This window comes from Chelatococcus reniformis (assembly GCF_014640075.1).
Classification (GTDB): Bacteria; Pseudomonadota; Alphaproteobacteria; order Rhizobiales; family Beijerinckiaceae; genus Camelimonas; species Camelimonas reniformis.
Genome location: NZ_BMGG01000009.1, coordinates 318,855 through 337,810 on the forward strand (window position 1 = coordinate 318,855; position 18,956 = coordinate 337,810).

Genomic DNA, 18,956 nt, shown 5'->3' on the forward strand with positions numbered 1-18,956 from the left:
GAGCGGGAGGCAGGGAATGTTACGGCTGCTCGTGGCCGACGGCGGCTCCGCCGAAGGGCGCCGCCGTATGGTTGAGATGGTCGGGGCCACGGCGTCGGAAAGCTATGCCGACGTGCTGCGCGCCATCGCGCCTGACGCGGTCGTCGACATCTGCACGCCGGCCGACGAGGCGGCGGCGCTTCCGGCGGCCCTCGACAGCTATGACGGCCTCGCCCTCACCGGCTCGGCGCTGAACATCTACAGGCGCGAGCCCGAGGCGCTGCGGCAGGTCGACTTCGTGCAGGCCGCCTTTGCCCGGGGGCTGCCTATATTCGGCTCCTGCTGGGGTTTGCAGCTGGCCGCGGTTGCCGCGGGTGGCGACGTTGCGCTCAATCCGCGCGGACGCGAGGTGGCCTTCGCGCGGCGCATCTCGCTGACCGAGCCGGGCGGCGGCCATGCCATGCATGCCGGCCGCGCGGCCGTCTTCGATGCGCCGGCGATCCATAGCGATGTGGTGACGCGGCTTCCGCCGGGCGCCGTCGTCACCGCCCGCAACGCCTCGAGCGACGTCCAGGCCGCCGAGATCCGCGTCGGCGCCAGCGTCTTCTGGGGCGTCCAGTATCATCCCGAGTTTCGTCTCCTCGACGTCGCCGCCATCGTGCGCCGCTATGGCGCGACCCTCGTCGACGAAGGCTTCTTCGCCGATCTGCCCGACCTCGAGCGTTACGCTGCCGAACTCGATACGCTGGAGGCGAGCCCCGACCGCCGCGACATCGCCTGGCGGCTGAACCTTGCCGACGACATCACCGACGAACGGTTGCGCTGGTGCGAGCTGGCGAACTGGATCGCACGCGTCCGCACCGGGCGCGAAGTGGGCTGAGGACACCGCGCGAGCGGCGGCGCAAATGCGGCCGTCCGCTTGCGTCGGCCACGGGCGCGTCCGGAACTCCTGCCGCGGCGGCGCGTTTGCCGCGATGCCAGGGTTCATGCATCCGGGAGATCTCTCGTGGCTCAAGTCGATCCTGCCGCCCGCACCTTGGGCTATGACGTGCAAGCAATTGGCGCTGACCGACAATCGCCGCGGCGATCGGCAGCGACGGCGGATCCCCGGCGCGGCGAAGGCCACCTCGCCTCCCTCATCGTCGAGAGCCCGATCCGTTCGGTCGTGATCGCCTACGGCACCGGCTTCCTGCTCGGCCGGTGGTTGCGCCTCTGAGCGCCGGCCAGACGTGCCAGCGGGGCACGCCGGGATCGTGTGATATAGGCCGACCTCCGTCCCGTCGGGCGGGAGTGGGGACAGTGAGATGGTCGCGGTCGGCGGTCGGCTTGTGCGGTCTGTCGCACTCACAGTCTGCCTTGGGGTACTGCTCGCGCCGGCGGGCGCGGCAACGCGCGCACCGCACCAGCGGCTTCCGTCCGGATTCGTCCATCTGCGCGAGGTGGATGCGTCCATCGTGCAGGATATCCGCTACGCCACGCCCAGCAATTTCACCGGCTCGGTCGTTCCGGGCTACGCTGTCGGCGAATGCATCCTGCTGGAGGCGGCGGCTCGCGCGTTGGCGCAGGTGCAGGCCGATCTGCGTCCCCGTGACCTCGGCCTCAAGGTCTACGACTGCTACCGGCCGGCGAGGGCGGTCAAGGCGTTCGTGGATTGGGTCGGGCGTGGGGCCGGGGCGGAACTCGGACCATATTGGCCAAGGACGACGAGAGGCGGCCTGGTCGCTGCCGGCTACATCTCGTCCGACTCCAACCATTCCCGCGGCGTCGCTGTGGACCTGACGCTCGTCCGGCTGGACGCGGCTGCCCCGGCCGGAACAGGCTCTACGACAGCGCCGTGCAATGGCCCCGCCGAGGTGCGTCGCCACGATGGCAGCCTCGATATGGGAACGAGTTTCGACTGTTTCGATGTCATGAGCGCGACCGGCAGCCGGGAGATCACTGCGGAGCAGCGGCGCAACCGACAGCTTCTCGTCTCGGCCATGGCCGGGCGTGGCTTCAGGAACTATCGGCGCGAGTGGTGGCATTTCACCTATGGCGGTGCGCGGGGCGCCACGAAGCCCGAAGACGTTCCGGTGCAGGGAAGATGAGGCCGCTCCGCGGGAGCCGTCACGCCGCCATCTTGCGGCAGCTCTCGGCGCAGGCCCGGCAGGCGCGCACGCAGTCCTCCATACCGCCGATGCGGGCACAGTCATCGGCGCATTCAGCGCAGATCTCCGCACATTCGCGGCAGGTGTGCGCGTGGTGCGGCGTGTTGATCAGCATGAAGTGCGCACTCGTGCGGCAGATCTCGGCGCAGGCCATCATCAGCCGGAAGTGGGGCGGGGCGACGTGCTCGCCGCCCGCTTCCAGGCAATGGTTCATGGCGGTGCCGAGGCAGGTGGCATAGCAGGCCAGGCAGTCATCGATGCAGGCCTTCATCGCCGGACTGAGATGGTGCATGGCACGGGCTCCCTCGAGGTGTGTCCTCAGGGCCGAACACGGGAGCGGCCGTTCCGTTCCGAGCGCTATGCGCCTGCGCCGGATCGAAATGCAGGGTCAGCGCTGGCTCTGGCCTTCCGTCGCCGATCGCAGTTGCTCGAGCTCGTCCCAGTTGGCCCAGCCCGTTCGTCCCACGCCGCCGTTGATCAGATGCACGGCATGAGGAGCGGCGGTGGCTGAAAGTGCATAATCCCGGTTTGCTGCCAGCGCCGTCGCCGCGACCTCCGCGCGTGCGTGGCGCGGACGGCCGTGCATGCAGTCGACGATGAAGTTGAAGGCCGAGTCCATCGCGGGCCGGCCCTCCAACCCCGAGAGCCAGAGGGCCGCCGCCAGCGCGCCCTGATCGCGCGGCACAAAATAGGGATCGGCGAGGGTCCGCGCGGTCATCGACCCCCACAGATCGAGAAAGTCGACTGACGCCGCGTCGAAGAGGAAGACTCCGGAATTCATGAGCTGCCAGTCCGCACTCGGAATCGATACCCCGAACTTCGTCGCCAGCGTCTGGCGCAGGTGACCGCACGCCGGCGCGTCGCAGCCGCATCGCAGCGCCCACGGACTGAAGACATCGATCGACGAGATGTCCGCGGCGAAATTGATCACCCCCGATCGGCACCGGAATACCTCGTCGATGCCGCTGTTGACCGCGATGACGTCGCTGTCGAGGTAGCAATAGACGGCCTCCTCAAGGGGCACGAACGTGTGGATGTTGGTCTTGAGGAATGCGGCCGCCGCGCGGTCGTCGAGGTGGGAGGGGATGGCCGCCTCCACTGTCCGCTCGTGCACGGGTGGCCGTGAGCTGCGGCTATGGACGACGATGATGTTCCGCCGCGTCACGCGCTTCAGGAAAGAGAGTGCGATCTGGGCCTGCTGCACGTGTCCATCGCCGACGACGGCGAAGACAAAGACCTCGTCATGACCGTCGCGTTCCTCAGATGGCATTACATCCTCTTGCGCAGCATGCATTTGCCGCGGTGTGTCGATGTTGTTTGTCATCAGACCCGGTGTAAAGCGCGTGTGATCCATCGGTCGGCACCCGGCCGCGCTCTTGCAGTTGTCCCGCGCGTCGGCAGCGCGGACGACCGACGGGCTCGCGCGCCGGCCGCGGCGGAGGGATGAGACCGGTTGGCAGTGCAGGCCGCACCATGTCAACCTTGTTCAACCGGGAGGCCCGATGGCATCGCTCTCCGTTCGCGGACTCGCCAAGGACATCGCCGGCCGGTCGATCCTCGCCGGCATCGATCTCGACGTGGCGCCTGGCGAGATCATGTGCCTGGTGGGCGAGTCCGGCTGCGGCAAGTCCACGTTGCTGCGCCTCATCGCCGGCATCGAGCGGCCGGCGGCCGGCGAGATCCGCCTCGACGGATCGCTGCTGGCCGGGCCGCACGTCTTCGTCGAGCCGGAGCAGCGCGGCATCGGCCTGATGTTCCAGGACTATGCCCTGTTTCCGCACCTGACGGTGGGCGAGAACCTGGCCTTCGGCCTCGCCCGGCTGGCGAGGAGCGAGGCGAGGGCGCGGGTCGGGGAAACGCTGGAGCAACTGGGGATCGCTCATTTTGCGCCGCGCTACCCGCACATGCTGTCCGGCGGCGAGCAGCAGCGCGTCGCACTCGCCCGCGCCCTGGCGCCGCGCCCGCGCGTGCTGTTGATGGACGAGCCCTTCTCGAATCTGGACGGCCGCTTGCGCGACGCGGTGCGGTTCGAGACGCTGTCGATCCTGCGTCGATTCGACATCACCACCATCCTGGTGACGCACGATCCGGAGGAGGCGGTCATGGCGGCCGACCGCGTCACGCTGATGCGCGCGGGGCGGATCATGCTGACGGGCCGCGGCCGTGACCTCTACGCCCGGCCAGGCTCTCCTTATGCGGCGCGCTTCTTCGGCGACTGCAACGAGTTCGCCGGCGTCTGCCGGGCCGGACGGGTGGCAACGCCGCTCGGCCTGGTGCCGGCGGGCGCCGGCGTCACGGAGGGCGAGGAGGTCCGGGTCTTCGTCCGTCCGGGCAGCATCGGCCTGTCAGGGGCGGGTGCAGGGATCGCCGGCCGCGTTGTCGAGCACTGGTTTCGCGGTGAGGTCGAGCAGTTCGGCATCGAAGTGGACGGCAGCGCTAAACTCGTCGTCGTCAGAGCTCCCGGACCGGTCGACTTGGCGCCGGGCGACCACTGCCGGCTGGCCGTCGACGTTGCCCGTGTGATTGTCTTCAAAGCCTGCGATAACATCTGCGACAGTCGCACAGAGCCGTGGTTGACAGCGGCGGGAGCGTGACGTCTCTGCTGCCGTGGCACAAGAAAATACCGGAGGTGGGCCATGCTATTCTTTAGAACGGCTCGAAAATTGGCTTGGGTCGCGGTCGTGCTCGTCAGCTCGGCCGCGGGGGGCGCCGCCGCCGAGCTCAATCTGTATACGACCCGCGAGCCCGGCCTGGTGCAGCCCCTCATCGATGCTTTCCAGGCCTCGACGGGCACCAAGGTGAACACGATCTTCCTGAAGGACGGGCTGGCCGAGCGCGTCGCCTCGGAGGGCATCAACTCGCCGGCAGACATGTTGATGACCGTGGACGTCGGGCGGCTGGTGGAACTGGTCGACAAGGGCCTGACTCAGCCGGTGAGGTCGCCGGCGCTGGACGGTGCCGTGCCGCCGCAGCTGCGCGACCCGGAGGGCCACTGGTTCGCCCTGTCGCTGCGGGCCCGGGTGCTCTATGCGGCGAAGGGCCTCGGCCTCACGCGCTTCGCCTATGAGGAACTCGCGTCCCCGAAGTGGAAGGGGAAGGTGTGCATCCGGTCGGCCCAGCATCCCTACAACACCGCCCTCATCGCCTCCTTCATCGCCCATCACGGCGCGGACGAGACGAAGACCTGGCTGGAAGGCCTCAAGGCCAATCTGGCGCGCAAGGCGGCGGGAGGCGACCGTGAGGTGGCGCGGGACATCATGGGAGGCATCTGCGATATCGGCATCGCCAATTCCTACTATGTCGGCCTGATGGCGAGCGGCAAGGGCGGCCCCGAGCAGCAGGCGTGGGCTAAGGCGATCAAGGTGGTGCTGCCGACGTTCGAGAATGGCGGCACCCAGGTGAACGTCTCCGGTGCGGCGATTGCCAAGAACGCGCCGAACCGAGCTCAGGCCATCGCATTCCTCGAATATCTCGTGTCGAAGGATGCTCAGAAGACCTACGCCGAGGCCAATTTCGAATATCCCGTGCGGGCCGATGTCGCCCCCGATCCGATCATCGCCGCCTTCGGCGAGCTCAAGGTCGATCCCACGCCGCTGACCAAGATCGCCCGCTTCCGCATGGAGGCAAGCCGACTGGCGGAGCAGGTCGGCTTCGACAATTGAGCCCGGAGCAGCCGCGTCGCTGGCGAGCCCCGCAGCGCGGCCGGGGCATGCGGCTCGACGGGCCGGTCGCCGTCGGCCTCGGCGACCTTGACGAGGTGGGCGACCCCACCCGGTCCGGCATCCGGCCTGCGCTCGGCTGGCGGGTCGCTGCCGCCGCGGTGGCGCTGCTGGCGGCGGCTCCCATCCTCACGCTGGTCGTCCTCGCCCTGGACGGCTCCGTCGGCCTGTGGCCGCACCTCGTCGCTCATGTCTTACCGCGGGCGGCGGCGAACACCGCGCTGCTGCTCGCCGGCGTCGGCAGCCTCGCCGCCGGCATCGGCTGCGGCACCGCCTGGCTGGTCACAGCCTACCGTTTCCCCGGCCGCGGCGTCCTCGCGTGGGCGCTGATCCTGCCGCTGGCGATCCCCACCTACATTGCCGCCTATGCCTACCTCGACGTGCTGCACCCGGTCGGTCCGGTGCAGAGCTGGCTCCGCTGGCTGCTGGGCTATCAGAGCGCGCGCGAGTTCCGGCTTCCGGACATTCGTTCGATGACCGGCTGCATCCTGCTGCTCTCCTTCGTGCTCTACCCCTACGTCTACCTCACCACGCGGGCCATGTTCCTGACCCAGGCCGCGACCTTGATCGATGCCTCGCGCACGCTCGGGGCGAGCTATGGCGCCGCGTTTACGCGCGTGGCGCTGCCGCTGGCGCGGCCGGCGATCGCCGTTGGCGTGAGCCTGGTGCTGATGGAGACCCTCAACGATATCGGTGCTTCGGAATTTCTCGGGATCCAGACGCTCACGGTCTCGATCTACGCGACCTGGGTCAACCGATCGGACCTCGCCGGAGCGGCGCAGATCGCGCTGGTGCTGCTCGTGCCGGTGGCGGGCCTCGTCGCCGCCGAGCGCTTCGGCCGCCGCCAGCGCAGCTTTGCGGCCTCGGCCCAGCGCCCGCGGCGCCTGGAGCCCCGGCCGCTCGGCCGCACGGCAGGCATGCTCGCGCTCGCGCTCGCCAGCCTTCCGGTGCTCGTCGGCTTCGTCGTGCCCGCGGCATACCTGGCGTGGTCGGCCTGGGCGCGGATCGCGTTCGCCGGCTTGTCGCAGGGGCTGCTCGCCACGACCTGGAACACGGTGAGCGTCTCCGCGGCGGGGACGCTCGGGGCGCTGGCGCTCGGGCTGATCGTCGCCTACGCCGGCCGCGCCGCGCCGGGCCGCATCGCGAGCCTTGCTGCGCGCCTGTCGCTCGCGGGCTACGCGGTGCCGGGCACCGTGCTGGCCATCGGCGTGCTGTACGGCGTCGGCGCATTGGATCGTGCGGTCGCCTGGGCGGCGTCCACGCTCGCCGGCGCCTCGGTCGGCCTCGTGCTGATCGGCTCGGGCGCGGCCATGGTGCTCGCCTATACCCTGCGCTTCCTCGCCATCGCCACTGGTTCGGTCGAGGGCGGGCTCAGCCGCATCCCGCCGTCCCTCGACGGCGCAGCGCGCACGATGGGGGCGGGCACGCTGCGCACGCTCTATGCGGTGCACCTGCCACTGGCGAAGCCGGCGCTCGCTTCCGGCGCCATCCTGATCTTCGTCGACTGCATGAAGGAGCTGCCGGCGACGCTGCTGCTGCGCCCCCTGAATTTCGAGACCCTGGCGACGCGCCTCTATGGCGAAGCCGCCCGCGGCACCTACGAGGACGCGTCGATCGCGGCGTTGCTGATCGTGCTGGTGAGCCTGCTGCCCGTCGCCGTCCTGGCGCGGCTCGGTCAGGACGGGCGGTAGAGGGCGGCGGTAGAAGAGGGGCGGCGACGGCCGCCGCCCGAAGCGTCCTTCAGCGGTCGAAGGCGCCGGCGATGGTGAGGTCGACTTCGTCGCCGATCATGGGCACGTAGGTCTTCACGCCGAAATCCGAGCGCTTGATCCTGCCCTTGGCCTCGAAGCCCACCGAGAACTTCTTGGTGATCGCATTGGGCACCGCACCGACCAGCGTGACCTGGAGCGACACGGGCTTGGTCACGCCGTGCAGGGTGAAATCGCCGGTGACGGTAGCCTTGTCCGGCCCGTCCATCGTCACCTTGGTCGAGACGAAGCTCATCGTCGGGTGCTTGGCGGCATCGAGCCACTCGGCGCCCTTGAGCTCGTCCGTCAGCTTGGGGCTGGTGGTCGCCACCGAACTCACCGGGATCGACACCTTGAGGGTGCTCGCCGCCGGGTTCTTGGGGTCGAGCTCCAGCGTGCCCGTCACGTCGGAGAAGCTGCCCCGGTAGATCGAATAACCCAGGTGGTCCACCGCGAAGACCACCTGCGTATGGTCGGGGTCGAGAGCGTAGGTGCCCGCCTGGATCTTGGCCGGATCGCGGGTCGGCGCCGTCTGGGCGCCGGCAGGCACGGCAAGGCAGAGGGCGGTGCAGAGAGGCAGAATCGAAGCCAGCTTCACGATTGTCTCCCGCTATGGATGGAGCGCAGCTCGTAAGGCTGCAGCAGGGCCGTTTTGTGGTGGCGCATGTGGGGGTAATCCGTTGCGCCGCCGGTCCACCGAAATGCGTAAGGGGTGTGCGGAGGGCTAGGGTCCGCGTCTCCGATGTGCGCTGGATCACAGCGCGCATCGGGGTGATGCTCGAAGGATCGTACGTGTAGCCGCTATCTGGAGAGGCCGGTGCGATGCCTGAACCATCCGAAGCCGAACTGACGGTATCCGTCAGCACAGCCGAGTACGCGACGACGATCGTGCTCATCGCGTTGTCGGTGGGATTCACTCTTGCGTCCCTGTATTTGACCTACCTGGCTCGCGCCCTCTGAGCGTCGCGCCGGCGCCTGCTGCCCGGGCTCTTACCTCCGGCGTCCGCTCTTCCTCGATCGAATCCTCGGCGCGCGGATCCGCACCTGGCCCCCTCCAGTAACCATGCATCGAACGCCGCCCCGCGGGCTGAGCGTCGTCACGCCGATTCCGTGGCGGCCGCGGCCGACGGCGATGGCATGTCCGCGGCGGCGCCGGGGCGCTTGGCGACACGCCCGACGAACAGCTCGGCGATGAACTCGGCATCGTCTCCCAGCCGCGTCGTGTCGCCATTGACCAGCGCCTGGATGCAGATGCCGCTGATGGCCCCCGACACGGCCCGCACGCTCTGCTCGATGTCGACGTCGCTCCGCAATTCGCCGATCTCCCGTGCCTCCACCAGGTAGCTGCGCAGATTGTCCCAGTAGGCGGCGTGCAGCTCGGCGATGCGGGGCCTGAGCTCGGGAACGGCGCCCGTGGAATCGACGATCAGGTGGTAGAGGGCGATGGCCGATTCGGGCATGTCGCGGACCGCCTCCATCTGAGCGCGGATGCGCTCGACGAGGGCGGCGCAGCCCCGCTTGCCGGCGGTGCGCCGCTCCACCTGGCGCTCGAACCGCGCCTGCATGGCGTCGATCACCGTCTCCAGCAGGCTCTGCTTGGTCCCGAATCGCTGCACGGGGAGTGATCGGCTGTAGCCGGCGTCGATGCCGATCTGCGCCAGGCTTGCGCCCACGGTGCCGTGCCGGCCGATCAGGGAAATCGCCGCCTCGAGCATGCGCCGGTCCGATTTTTTACGGCGCCGCAGCTTGGAACCGAGAATCGCCGGTCCCGCGTCCGCCACCTTCGTTGCGCTCACCAGTTCACGATCCTCCCACGTCGCCGCCGCACGCCGCCGCGCTGCCGGGCCCGCCGGACGGCCATCCGACGAGCTGCCATTCGATGCCATCGCCTGCAGCGGATCAAGCGCTTGTCCACCCCGATCGTTTTTGGTAGTTGGTCAGTTAGCCACCCAAATCGGGTGGCTGTGTGGGGGAGGAAGCATGTTCTCGTTGGCGGGAAAGGTCGCGGTGGTGACCGGCGGGGGGCGCGGCATCGGCAAGGGCATCAGCCACGCTCTGGCCGAGGCCGGAGCCGCCGTGATCTGCACCGGGCGGACCTCCGCGCCGCTGGAGGCCACGGCAGCCGCCATTCGCGCCCAGGGCGGGCGGGCGCTCGCCCTTCCCGCGGACATCACCGAGCCGGGTGCCGCGCAGGCCATTGCCACGCGCGCGGTGGCCGAGTTCGGCCGGCTGGATTCGTGGGTCAACAACGCCGGCAGCGCGTCGTCGAACGACGTGGGTCCGCTGCTCGAGCTGACGGAGCCTCAGTGGGACAACGTCGTCGATCTCAATCTGAAGTGGGCTTTCTTCGCCGCTCAGGCCGCGGCGCGCGCCATGACCGAGGGCGGCTCGATCATCAACATCTCGTCGCGGTCCGGCTCGCACCCCAACCCGATGACGGGCCAGTACGGAGCGGCCAAGGCCGGCGTCGAGAACCTGACCACGACCATGGCGGTCGAGTGGGGCCACATGGGCATCCGCGTCAACGCCATCGCCCCCGGCGTGGTGCTGACCGAGGAGTTCGCCGACCTCATGTCCGGCGAGCGGGCGCAGAAGCAGATCGACACGGTGCCCCTCGGCCGGCTGGGCACGCCGGCGGACATCGGGCCGCTCTGCGTCTATCTGGCCGCGGACGAGTCAGCCTGGATTTCCGGGACCGTGATCCAGGCGCACGGCGGCAGCCGCATCCCGATCGGCTACATGGCCTACCTGCACAAGATCGCCAAGGGCCGCCGCGAGGCCGCGGCCGGCACGGCGCTGCCGCGATGAGCGCCACCGAGCGCCTGCGCCCCTATACCCGGGCGGACCTGCAAGCCCTCTACGATCCGGCCAGCATCGCCATCGTCGGAGCCTCGCCGCGACCGGATTCGTTCGGGGCGCGAACGGCCGCCAACCTCGCCGGCTACGGCGGCCGGGTGTTCCTGGTGAACGACAAATACGACCACATCGGCGATGCGCCTTGCTACGCCGGGCTGAGCGCCTTGCCGCAGGTGCCGGACCTGGCTGTCGTCACCACTCCCGCCGCGAGCGTCGAGCCGATCATCGAAGCCTGCATCGCGGCCGGGGTGCCGAGCGTCATCCTCTACGCCTCGGGCTTCGCCGAGCTCGGCACCGCCGATGCCGTGGCGCGGCAGCGCCGTCTCGCGCAGCGCGCCGTCGATGCCGGCATCCGGCTGCTCGGGCCCAATTGCGTCGGCCTGCTGAACTATACGAGCGGGGCCCGCATCACCTTCGCGGCGGTGCCGCAGGGCCGCTCGCCGGGGCCGCGCGCCATCGGGCTGGTCAGCCAGTCCGGCGCCCTCGGCTTTGCGCTGGTGCAGGCACTCGAACGAGGCGTGGCGGTGAGCCACGTGCTCACCGCCGGCAATTCCGGCGACGTGGACGTGGCCGATTGGGTCGCGGCCCTGGCGGAGGACCCCGCCTGCGCCGTCATCGCCTGCGTCTTCGAAGGGGGGGCGGCGCCGCTGCGGATGCTGGCGGCCGCACGGCTGGCTTGGGAGCACGGCAAGCCGCTCGTCGTCTTCAAGCTGGCGACCGGCGAGACGGGAGCCGCCGCCGCCATGTCGCACACGGGCTCGCTCGCCGGCTCGAACGCGTCGTGGCGCGCTCTGTTCGAGCGGGGCGGCGCCATCGTCGTGGACCGCTTCGAGGACCTCGTCGAGACCGCCGCCTTCTTCGCCAAGGCGGGCCCACCGCAGGCGCCGGGCGCCGCCGTCCTCGCCGGCTCGGGCGGCGCGGCGATCATGGGCGCCGATTGCGCCGAGCAGCATGGCGTGCCGCTGCCGCAGCCGGCGGCCGGGGTTACAGCGGTGCTCGAAGCCCGCATCCCGGCGTTCGGGGCGCCGCGCAATCCCTGCGACGTCACCGCCCAGGTCATCTCCGACTCGGCCTCGCTCATGGATTGCGCCGATGCCCTGCTATCCGATCCGGGCTACGGCGCGCTCGTCTACGGCTGCACCTATGCCTATGCGCCGGCAACCGAGCGCCTGCCGCACCTGAGCGATATCGCGCGGCGGCACGGCAAGCCGATCTGCGCCGTCTGGCTGACGCAGCATCTGGAAGGCCATGGCTCCGAGGTGGTCGAGGCCGATCCGCACATCGCGATGTTCCGCTCGATGGACCGCTGCTTTGCGACGCTGGCCGCATGGAACGCGCGCGCCGCGCGCGCGCAGCTCCCGATCGGCCCCGGCGAGGCGGCCAGCGGCGGCGCGGCGGCGCCCCTCCCGCCCCATGCCGGTCCCGTCGGCGAGGCGCAGACCAAGGCGCTGCTGGCGGCCTATGGGATCGCCACCTCGCGCGACATCCGGGTGGCCGACCCGGAGGCGGCGGCACGGGCGGCCGAGACGATCGGCGGACCGGTGGCCGTGAAGATCGACAGCCCCGACATCCCCCATAAGACGGAGGCCGGCGGGGTGGTGCTCGGCGTCGAGGGCCCGGCCGCGGCGCGCGAGGCCTACCGGTCGGTCATGGCGGCCTGCGCCCGGGCGATGCCGGACGCCGCGCTGCACGGCGCCATCGTGCAGGAGATGGTTCCGGCCGGCGTGGAGATCATCGTCGGGGTCAAGAACGACGCCGCCTTCGGGCCCATCGTGGTCGTCGGACTGGGCGGCATCTTCGCCGAGCTGCTGCGCGACACGGTGACTGCGATGGCGCCCGTCGACGAAAGCGAGGCGCTCGGGCTTCTGCGGCGCCTGCGCGGCGGCGCCGTCCTCGATGGTTTCCGCGGCGCGCCGCCGGTGGATCGCCCGGCGCTCGCCAGGGCCGTGAGCCTGATATCGCGCCTGGCCTTCGACCACCGCCACCGCCTGCTGGAGCTCGACGTCAACCCGCTGATCTGCCGTGGCGACACCGTCACGGCGGTCGACGGCCTCGCCGTGCTCGGGCCCGAGCTTCCACACGCATCGCCGGATGACCGAGCATGAACTTTGAATGGACGGAACGCGACAAGGCCTTTCGCGCGGAGGTCGTCGATTTCCTCGCGCGCGAGCTGCCTCCCGACTGGGCGGCGATCGCCCGCCACGGGCCCGGCTCCAAGGAGCAGACGGAATTCTCGCTCGGCTTCTGCGCCAAGCTGGCCGCCGCCGGGCTCCTCGTGCCCCATTGGCCGCAGGAGCACGGGGGGCGCGGTGGCTCCGTGTGGGAGCATTTCATCCTCGGCGAGGAGATGTGGGCCGCCGGCGAGCCGCGCGGCCCGCAGTACATGAACGTCAACTGGATCGGCCCAACCATTCTGCGCTTCGGCACGCCGGAGCAGCGGGAGCGCTACGTCCCCGACATCACCGCGGGCTGCGCCATCTGGTGTCAGGGCTTCTCGGAGCCCTCCGCCGGCTCGGATCTCGCCTCCCTGCGCACGCGCGCCGAGCGCGACGGTGACGGCTTCATCATCAACGGCTCGAAGGTCTGGACCTCCTATGCGGGGCTGGCGGACCATTGCTTCCTGCTGGCGCGGACCAGCGGGCAGCGCAAGGACGGGATCTGCATCTTCCTGCTGTCCATGGCGACGCCCGGCATCACCGTGCGGCCCATCCCGAGTCTCGTCGGCAACGGCGACCTGCACGAGGTGTTCTTCCAGGATGTCCGCATCCCCGCCTCCGCCATGCTGGGCGAGGAGGGCAAGGCCTGGTCTCTGATCACCTATGCCCTGGCCAACGAGCGGGTCGGCATCGCCCGCTATGCGCTGTCGGCGCGCGCGCTGGCGGCCATGGTCGAGCGGCTCAAGGCCGACGGCTCATGGCGGGACGACATCGTCCGCCATCGGGCAGGCCAGGCGCTGGCGGCCTGCGAGGCGGCCCGCGTGCTCGTCTACCGCGTCGTCGATCAGCGCGCCCGCGGCTTGCCGCCCAATGCCGAGTCGAGCCTGACGCGCGTCGCCGTCGCTGCGGCCGACCACGCGGTCGCCAATTTCGCGCTGGATTTCCTGCCCGATGCCTTCGCCGACGACAGCATTCACCTGCTGAAGCCTCATCACGAGCGGGCGATCGCCGCCGGGATCGCGTCCGGAGCGACCGAGATCCAGCTGGGCATCGTCGCGACCGACCATCTCGATCTGCCGAGGAGCTGAGCCGCCACCATGTTGCTTGACCAGACCGAAGATCAGGCTGCGCTTCTGTCGACCGTGTCCGCCATCCTTGCCCGGGCGTCCGGCCCGTGGGCGCCGGACGGCGAGAGGTCGTCGTTCGCTGCGGAGCTCGATGCCGCGCTGGAGGCGAGCGGCGTCCTCGACGCGGCCGGCTTCGATGCCTTCGGCCCGGCGACGGGCGTGCTGGTCGTGCAGGATGTCTGCCGCACGCCCGCGGTCGTCGAGGTGGCGGCATCGGCGCTGATCCGTCCGCTCGCCTGTCCCGACGCCCCGCGGCCGCTCGCCGTGCTGCACGGCGATGCGACCCGGGCCTGCCGTTTCCTGCCGGTGGCGCGCGCCGTGCTGTTCCTGTCCGAGGCGGGCGCCTCATGGTGCCCGCTGGAGCCCGGCGACGTGATCCCGGTCGAGGGCTACTTCGCCTATCCCGCCTGCCGGCTGCGCGCGCCGCAGGCCTGCCTGGCCCGCGCGACCCCCTGCGCCGATCCGGCGCTCGCCTGGCGCCTGGCCCTGCTGGCCGTGGCGGCGGAAACTAGCGGTGTGCTGCAAGGCGGCCTGGAGAGCGTCGTCGCGCACGTGAGCGACCGCCGCCAGTTCGGCCGGCCGCTCGGCACGTTTCAGGCGCTGCAGCACCGCCTCGCCGCCTGCTCCACCAAGATAGCGGCCGCCCGGTGGCTGGCGCTGAAGGCCGCCGCCGGCACGGTCAGCGAGGCGCGCATGGCGGCAGGCTATGCCCAGGATGCGGTGGAGGCCGTCGCCTACGACCTGCACCAGTTCATGGGCGCGATGGGGCTGACCCTGGAGCACCCGCTCCATCGCTGGACCTACCGCGCCAAGCTCCTGCGATCCGATCTGGGCGGCGCGGCGCGCCATTATCGCGATCTGGCGGCCGCGGAGTGGCCGTGAGGGCGGGCCCCCCGCGTCGCTCATACGCCGAATGAATTGTGAAACGAACCAGACGTGGGCCGCGGTGCAAGCGCCCCGATACCGGAGGGATGCAGAGATGACCGTTCGTACAGCTGCCATGGCGGCGTTGACCTTCGGCCTGTCGACGGCCGGGGGCTGGGCCGCCGAGAAGGCCTACGGCCCGGGCGTCAGTGACACGGAGATCAAGCTCGGTCAGACGATGCCCTACAGCGGACCCGCGTCCGCCTACAGCCTCCAGGGCATCACCGAGCTCGCCTATTTCAAGCGGCTGAACGAACGGGGCGGCATCAACGGGCGCAAGGTCAACCTGATCTCGCTCGACGACGGCTACAGCCCGCCCAAGACCGTCGAGCAAACCCGCAAGCTCGTCGAAGACGATGAGGTTCTCGCCATCTTCTCATCGAACGGCACGGCGACGAATACGGCGATTCACAAATATCTGAACAGCAAGAAGGTGCCGCAGATCCTGCTCAACACCGGTGCGGCCAAGTGGAACGACATCAAGAGCTATCCCTGGACGATGGCGTTCTACCCCCCTTATGCGATGGAGGGGCGCGCCCTGGCGAAGCACGCGCTGGCCACCAAGCCGGACGCGAAGATCGCCATCCTCTCGCAGAACGACGACTACGGGCGTGACTACGTCAAAGGCTTCAAGGAGGGTCTCGGCAGCAAGGCGCAGACTCAACTCGTGGCCGAGGCGACGTATGAGACGGCCGACGCCACCGTCGACTCGCAGATGCTCAAGCTGAAGGGCGCGGGGGCCGATACGTTCTTCCTGGCCGCGACGCCCAAGTTCGCCGCCCAGGCCATCCGCAGAGCCCACGAGCTCGGCTGGAAGCCGCTGCTGCTGGTCGGCAGCGGCGCCAGCTCAATTGGCGCCGTGCTGGAGCCGGCGGGGCTCGACGCGTCCCAGGGGCTGGTCACCGCGGTGGTGATGAAGACGCCGGCCGATCCGCTCTGGAAAGATGATCCAGCAATGAAGGATTTCATCCGGTTCATGGAGGAGACGGGCCTCGAGAGCAAGATCTCGCAGTACGGCGCGGTCGTCGGCTACACGACAGCCATGCTGATGCATAAGATTTTGGAGCGCGCCGGGGACAATCTCACGCGGGCCAATCTCATGAAGATGGTCACCAGTATCGACGAGAAGACCTTTCCCATGATGCTGCCCGGCATCAGTCTCAAGACGACCCCGGAGGACGCGAACGCCTATCACGCGCTGCGGCTGCAGCGCTTCGAGGGCAAGAGCTGGGTGGTGTTCGGCGACGTCATCACCGAATAGGCGCGGCCGTGTGCTGATCGGCCCCGGTCATGCGCGCGATCCGGTCGTCAGCCCAGAGCATTTCCGCGTTTCTTCGAATCGCCGAAGTGCTCTATCTGATTGTTTTGTCGCGTTTTCTTCACGCGAACCGGCGCCCACTTCGCTCGAAAACGCTTTATGACGAAGCACGCACATGGGCGGCCCAGCGCGGCTCGTGCACGATGGCGATGGGGACACCCGCACGACGCATGGCGACGGCCTTGTCGATCTTGCGGCGGTGGAACGAGTGGGCCGAGCTCTTCGTGGCGAATGTGCCGATCACGAGATAGTTGGTCTCGCGGGTGAGGCCGCCGCAGAAGCCGCCCGCTCTGGCCACCGCCTCCTCGCATTCGCGGCGGCTGCCGAAGGCGAAGGTGCCGGTGAGGCAATAGGTCATGCCGGGGAAACGGATGGCGGGCGCCGGGTCGCAGACCGCCGGGGCCGTGTGGCCCTGGCCAAGCCCGAAATCCCCGGCGCAGACGCGGGTCAGGGTGTCGAGCAACTCCGCCGCCTCGTCCTCGTCGAGCTCGTCGTCCGCCAGGATCTGCTCGACGCGCTCGTACAGCGAGCGGACGACGGCGTTGTCGGTGGCGCCGGCATTGGCGGCAAGCCACTTCAGCAGGTATTCGGCCTCGACCTGGCTGACCGAGCCGTCGGCCGTGAGCCCGCGGGCCACCCCGATCAGCTCGTTGAGTTGTCGGTCGGCGAGCCGGGCTCGATTGTACAGGTCACGAATTGGTGTTTCCAGCATATCCAATTCCTCCCTGCGCAATACAAATCATGGCGAGCGGGGTGTGTCGAGCCGGCTTGGATCACCGGCAGGGACGACCGCCCCGGCCGTCAGGCGCTGGGGTTCGGGGCGGCGTGCGACCACGGGCAACGCCAACCGGTTCGTACCGGATGGCGCCGCCGCGGCCGATCGTCGACGGGCCAGAGCGCAAAAGAGCGGCCCAGATTCAAAGAATTAGGTCCATTTCCGCGCAATTGAACGATCCCGTCTTATGGCGCAACGCATTAGCGCGCGCGGGACGGCTCGCCGGCGAGCGCCGGCCTTCCGCTCGCGGCCGCGGCGGCCTTGCAGACCTCCTGCGCGTTCTCGAACGGCGTGGACTTCGGCCGCCCCCCGGCCTGGGGGCTCCCCCCGCCCGCCCGGTTCGATGCCGGCTTGCCGCCGGGCGCGTCCGGCTTGGGCATCACGGCGACCCGTGTCCACGTCTCGCCGCCGCACAACAGTCCGAGCACACATCCCTGCACGCGCAGGCGATCGGCGGCGGCCAGGCTGACGTTTGCCTCGTAGGTCTTGCCGTCCCTGGCGTTGTAGATGTTTCCGTCCCACCGGTTTGGCGCCGCCTGCTTGAGCCCGAGCAGGACCGGCATCCCGAGCGTCGGCCGTGTCCGACGGACGGGGTCCGGATTGTTCCCGTCGGTCGCGCCCGGTTCCTTCTCCCAGGAGACCAGTCCCCACATCTCATCCGCGCACCGCTCGATGCGTATTCTGGCGTCGCCGCTCTCGACCAGCCATTCGCCCGCCGGCTCGGCGGCATTCGCCGGGCCGGCGCGCGCCAGCAGCCCCACGCAGATGGTGACGACGACGATCCGGATCCCAGCTCGAATCAGGAACATAAGATCACCCCAAGGGGTCGATGGCCGCGGCTCCCCGCCGCGGTCCCTCAATACCTAGGCCGGCGCGGCAGGCGCCCTAACGCCATTTTCACCCTGCCGCGGCCGTCGGCAAGGGCCTGCCCGGGCCGGCAACGACGGCGGCAGCGGCGAGGATACATCACCGACGCTCGCGCGTCTGCGCTAACGGCACTTGGTGCGGCACACCCTCGCCACGGTGGCCGGTTGTTCGCCCACCGTCCGCACCTCTATGATCAACCGTCCCCGCCGCCACCGCGCCGAACAGGCGCCGCCGGCCGCCGCCGCGCATGACACGATTTCCGGCTGCCGGTCGTTGCACATGTCGCGGCGAAGCTCGGGGCAGCGGCGGGACGCCTGCGGCGCAGGCAGCCACCCCAGCGACCGAAGGCTCGTCCTGGCCTTGGCGTAGGTCGTGCCGCTTGCGAACGACGGCACTTCGGCGGCGGCGTGGCAGACGGTCGGCAGCATCAGTGCCAGAATGACGACGAGCGGTTTCATGGGCCAAGGATCGCTGCTGCGCAGCCCGGCCACAAGCGCCGTCATGCAATCAAGTCGGAGCCCGGTCGGCGGATGCCGCCATGGCCAGGGGGTTCTTGCTCGCCGGCGGGGGACGCGATCTCGATCGTCTGGCTGACGGCCTGCCAGTTCGCCGGCGTGCGCTCCTTGCGTTCGCTGTAGCGATCGACCAGGTAGTCGGCCCGCTCGCGCGTGAGCAGCGTGAACTTGAACAGCTCCTCGCAGACGTCCACGACCCTGTCGTAGAGCGGCCCCGGCTTCATGCGGCCGGCATCGTCGAACTCCTTGTAAGCCATCGGCACCGACGACTGGTTCGGGATGGTGATCATGCGCATCCAGCGCCCGAGCAGGCGCAGCGCGTTGACCGCATTGAACGATTGCGAGCCGCCCGACACCTGCATCACCGCAAGCGTACGGCCCTGGGTCGGCCGGATGGATCCTTCGCTGAGCGGCAGCCAGTCGATCTGGCTCTTCATCACGCCGGTCAAGTTGCCGTGGCGCTCGGGGCTGACCCACACGTGACCTTCCGACCAGATGGAGAGGTTGCGCAGCTCTTGTACCTTGGGATGGTCCACCGTCGCGTCGTCGGGCAAGGGAAGGCCGTGGGCGTCGAAGATGCGCACGTCTGCGCCCATCCGCTCGAGCAGCCGCGCGGCTTCGTGGGCCAGGAATCGGCTGAACGAACGCGATCGCAGCGAGCCGTAGAGAATCAGGAACCGCGGCTGATGCGCGAACGGCTCGGCTGCGTGCACCCGTCCATGGGTCGGCGCCTCGAAGCAATGTTCGGCCAAGCTGGGAAAACCGTCGGCGGCAGAGGGGCGGGGCTTGTTCACGGGCACGCTTTCGTCTAACGCTTCAATTAAT

19 protein-coding genes are annotated in these 18,956 nt (G+C 69.4%); 11 read left to right on the plus strand and 8 right to left on the minus strand.

Annotation, left to right across the window (positions count from 1 at the left end; translation table 11 throughout):
• The first annotated feature begins 16 nt into the window (after nucleotides 1-16).
• The 3 genes from IEW34_RS24150 (at nucleotide 17) to IEW34_RS24160 (ending at nucleotide 2,066) form a co-directional block, all read left to right on the plus strand.
• Nucleotides 17-859 carry a type 1 glutamine amidotransferase gene (locus IEW34_RS24150; RefSeq protein WP_188611786.1) on the plus strand — a complete coding sequence of 281 codons (843 nt, stop codon included), beginning with the start codon at nucleotides 17-19 and terminating at the stop codon, nucleotides 857-859.
• A 126-nt stretch (nucleotides 860-985) separates the two neighbouring features.
• Complete coding sequence (locus tag IEW34_RS24155; RefSeq protein ID WP_188611787.1) at nucleotides 986-1,195, plus strand: hypothetical protein; 210 nt, start codon at nucleotides 986-988, stop codon at nucleotides 1,193-1,195.
• Between the two features lie 88 nt (nucleotides 1,196-1,283).
• Nucleotides 1,284-2,066, plus strand: coding sequence for a M15 family metallopeptidase (locus IEW34_RS24160; protein ID WP_244642170.1), 783 nt, complete (start codon nucleotides 1,284-1,286; stop codon nucleotides 2,064-2,066).
• Between the two features lie 19 nt (nucleotides 2,067-2,085).
• Here IEW34_RS24160 and IEW34_RS24165 read toward each other — a convergent pair whose 3' ends face one another.
• Complete coding sequence (locus IEW34_RS24165; RefSeq protein WP_188611788.1) at nucleotides 2,086-2,418, minus strand: four-helix bundle copper-binding protein; 333 nt, start codon at nucleotides 2,416-2,418, stop codon at nucleotides 2,086-2,088.
• Between the two features lie 96 nt (nucleotides 2,419-2,514).
• A complete protein-coding gene (locus tag IEW34_RS24170; RefSeq protein ID WP_188611789.1) occupies nucleotides 2,515-3,480 on the minus strand; it encodes a hypothetical protein in 966 nt (321 codons plus the stop codon).
• Nucleotides 3,481-3,628: 148 nt separating this feature from the next.
• On the opposite strand from IEW34_RS24170, the gene IEW34_RS24175 reads away from it, so the two are divergent.
• The 3 genes from IEW34_RS24175 to IEW34_RS24185 are packed head-to-tail and all read left to right on the plus strand — an operon-like array spanning nucleotide 3,629 to nucleotide 7,536.
• Nucleotides 3,629-4,720: an ABC transporter ATP-binding protein gene (locus IEW34_RS24175; protein WP_188611790.1), complete on the plus strand. Its 1,092-nt coding sequence runs from the start codon at nucleotides 3,629-3,631 to the stop codon at nucleotides 4,718-4,720.
• Nucleotides 4,721-4,762: 42 nt separating this feature from the next.
• A complete protein-coding gene (locus IEW34_RS24180; RefSeq protein WP_188611791.1) occupies nucleotides 4,763-5,788 on the plus strand; it encodes a Fe(3+) ABC transporter substrate-binding protein in 1,026 nt (341 codons plus the stop codon).
• Between the two features lie 47 nt (nucleotides 5,789-5,835).
• The gene (locus IEW34_RS24185) at nucleotides 5,836-7,536 is read left to right on the plus strand and encodes an ABC transporter permease (RefSeq protein ID WP_188611792.1); all 1,701 of its coding nucleotides are present in this window, start codon (nucleotides 5,836-5,838) and stop codon (nucleotides 7,534-7,536) included.
• A 49-nt stretch (nucleotides 7,537-7,585) separates the two neighbouring features.
• Here the strand turns inward: IEW34_RS24185 and IEW34_RS24190 are convergent, their stop codons facing one another.
• Together IEW34_RS24190 and IEW34_RS24200 are read right to left on the minus strand one after the other, a co-directional pair.
• The gene (locus tag IEW34_RS24190; RefSeq protein WP_188611878.1) at nucleotides 7,586-8,185 is read right to left on the minus strand and encodes a YceI family protein; all 600 of its coding nucleotides are present in this window, start codon (nucleotides 8,183-8,185) and stop codon (nucleotides 7,586-7,588) included.
• Between the two features lie 505 nt (nucleotides 8,186-8,690).
• On the minus strand, nucleotides 8,691-9,389 hold the full coding sequence (locus IEW34_RS24200; RefSeq protein ID WP_244642172.1) for a TetR/AcrR family transcriptional regulator: 699 nt from the start codon (nucleotides 9,387-9,389) through the stop codon (nucleotides 8,691-8,693).
• Nucleotides 9,390-9,573: 184 nt separating this feature from the next.
• Here IEW34_RS24200 and IEW34_RS24205 point away from each other — a divergent pair, with 184 nt between their 5' ends.
• The 5 genes from IEW34_RS24205 (at nucleotide 9,574) to IEW34_RS24225 (ending at nucleotide 15,917) form a co-directional block, all read left to right on the plus strand.
• Nucleotides 9,574-10,401: an SDR family NAD(P)-dependent oxidoreductase gene (locus tag IEW34_RS24205; RefSeq protein WP_188611795.1), complete on the plus strand. Its 828-nt coding sequence runs from the start codon at nucleotides 9,574-9,576 to the stop codon at nucleotides 10,399-10,401.
• Nucleotides 10,398-12,554, plus strand: coding sequence for an acetate--CoA ligase family protein (locus tag IEW34_RS24210; RefSeq protein ID WP_188611796.1), 2,157 nt, complete (start codon nucleotides 10,398-10,400; stop codon nucleotides 12,552-12,554). The genes IEW34_RS24205 and IEW34_RS24210 overlap by 4 nt, the downstream gene beginning before the upstream one ends.
• Complete coding sequence (locus IEW34_RS24215) at nucleotides 12,551-13,693, plus strand: acyl-CoA dehydrogenase family protein (protein WP_188611797.1); 1,143 nt, start codon at nucleotides 12,551-12,553, stop codon at nucleotides 13,691-13,693. The genes IEW34_RS24210 and IEW34_RS24215 overlap by 4 nt, the downstream gene beginning before the upstream one ends.
• A gap of 9 nt (nucleotides 13,694-13,702) precedes the next feature.
• Nucleotides 13,703-14,614: an acyl-CoA dehydrogenase family protein gene (locus tag IEW34_RS24220; protein WP_188611798.1), complete on the plus strand. Its 912-nt coding sequence runs from the start codon at nucleotides 13,703-13,705 to the stop codon at nucleotides 14,612-14,614.
• Between the two features lie 97 nt (nucleotides 14,615-14,711).
• Nucleotides 14,712-15,917: an ABC transporter substrate-binding protein gene (locus IEW34_RS24225; RefSeq protein ID WP_188611799.1), complete on the plus strand. Its 1,206-nt coding sequence runs from the start codon at nucleotides 14,712-14,714 to the stop codon at nucleotides 15,915-15,917.
• 154 nt (nucleotides 15,918-16,071) lie between these two features.
• On the opposite strand, the gene IEW34_RS24230 is transcribed toward IEW34_RS24225, so the two are convergent.
• From IEW34_RS24230 to arsH, 4 genes are all read right to left on the minus strand, one after another.
• Nucleotides 16,072-16,686: a BRCT domain-containing protein gene (locus tag IEW34_RS24230; protein WP_188611800.1), complete on the minus strand. Its 615-nt coding sequence runs from the start codon at nucleotides 16,684-16,686 to the stop codon at nucleotides 16,072-16,074.
• A gap of 263 nt (nucleotides 16,687-16,949) precedes the next feature.
• A complete protein-coding gene (locus IEW34_RS24235; protein WP_188611801.1) occupies nucleotides 16,950-17,558 on the minus strand; it encodes a DUF2147 domain-containing protein in 609 nt (202 codons plus the stop codon).
• 180 nt (nucleotides 17,559-17,738) lie between these two features.
• Nucleotides 17,739-18,074: a hypothetical protein gene (locus tag IEW34_RS24240; protein ID WP_188611802.1), complete on the minus strand. Its 336-nt coding sequence runs from the start codon at nucleotides 18,072-18,074 to the stop codon at nucleotides 17,739-17,741.
• A gap of 41 nt (nucleotides 18,075-18,115) precedes the next feature.
• On the minus strand, nucleotides 18,116-18,925 hold the full coding sequence (arsH, locus tag IEW34_RS24245; RefSeq protein WP_188611879.1) for an arsenical resistance protein ArsH: 810 nt from the start codon (nucleotides 18,923-18,925) through the stop codon (nucleotides 18,116-18,118).
• Nucleotides 18,926-18,956: the final 31 nt, after the last annotated feature.

Excerpts from the sequence above, each read along its gene's own strand:
- IEW34_RS24160 (WP_244642170.1), top strand. The coding sequence starts at position 1,284 with ATGGTCGCGGTCGGCGGTCGGCTTGTGCGGTCTGTCGCACTCACAGTC.
- IEW34_RS24175 (WP_188611790.1), top strand. The coding sequence starts at position 3,629 with ATGGCATCGCTCTCCGTTCGCGGACTCGCCAAGGACATCGCCGGCCGG.
- IEW34_RS24180 (WP_188611791.1), top strand. The coding sequence starts at position 4,763 with ATGCTATTCTTTAGAACGGCTCGAAAATTGGCTTGGGTCGCGGTCGTG.
- IEW34_RS24230 (WP_188611800.1), bottom strand. The coding sequence starts at position 16,686 with ATGCTGGAAACACCAATTCGTGACCTGTACAATCGAGCCCGGCTCGCC.
- IEW34_RS24210 (WP_188611796.1), top strand. The coding sequence starts at position 10,398 with ATGAGCGCCACCGAGCGCCTGCGCCCCTATACCCGGGCGGACCTGCAA.
- IEW34_RS24220 (WP_188611798.1), top strand. The coding sequence starts at position 13,703 with ATGTTGCTTGACCAGACCGAAGATCAGGCTGCGCTTCTGTCGACCGTG.
- IEW34_RS24165 (WP_188611788.1), bottom strand. The coding sequence starts at position 2,418 with ATGCACCATCTCAGTCCGGCGATGAAGGCCTGCATCGATGACTGCCTG.
- IEW34_RS24240 (WP_188611802.1), bottom strand. The coding sequence starts at position 18,074 with ATGAAACCGCTCGTCGTCATTCTGGCACTGATGCTGCCGACCGTCTGC.
- IEW34_RS24225 (WP_188611799.1), top strand. The coding sequence starts at position 14,712 with ATGACCGTTCGTACAGCTGCCATGGCGGCGTTGACCTTCGGCCTGTCG.
- IEW34_RS24215 (WP_188611797.1), top strand. The coding sequence starts at position 12,551 with ATGAACTTTGAATGGACGGAACGCGACAAGGCCTTTCGCGCGGAGGTC.
- IEW34_RS24150 (WP_188611786.1), top strand. The coding sequence starts at position 17 with ATGTTACGGCTGCTCGTGGCCGACGGCGGCTCCGCCGAAGGGCGCCGC.
- IEW34_RS24185 (WP_188611792.1), top strand. The coding sequence starts at position 5,836 with ATGCGGCTCGACGGGCCGGTCGCCGTCGGCCTCGGCGACCTTGACGAG.
- IEW34_RS24205 (WP_188611795.1), top strand. The coding sequence starts at position 9,574 with ATGTTCTCGTTGGCGGGAAAGGTCGCGGTGGTGACCGGCGGGGGGCGC.
- IEW34_RS24170 (WP_188611789.1), bottom strand. The coding sequence starts at position 3,480 with ATGGATCACACGCGCTTTACACCGGGTCTGATGACAAACAACATCGAC.
- IEW34_RS24235 (WP_188611801.1), bottom strand. The coding sequence starts at position 17,558 with ATGTTCCTGATTCGAGCTGGGATCCGGATCGTCGTCGTCACCATCTGC.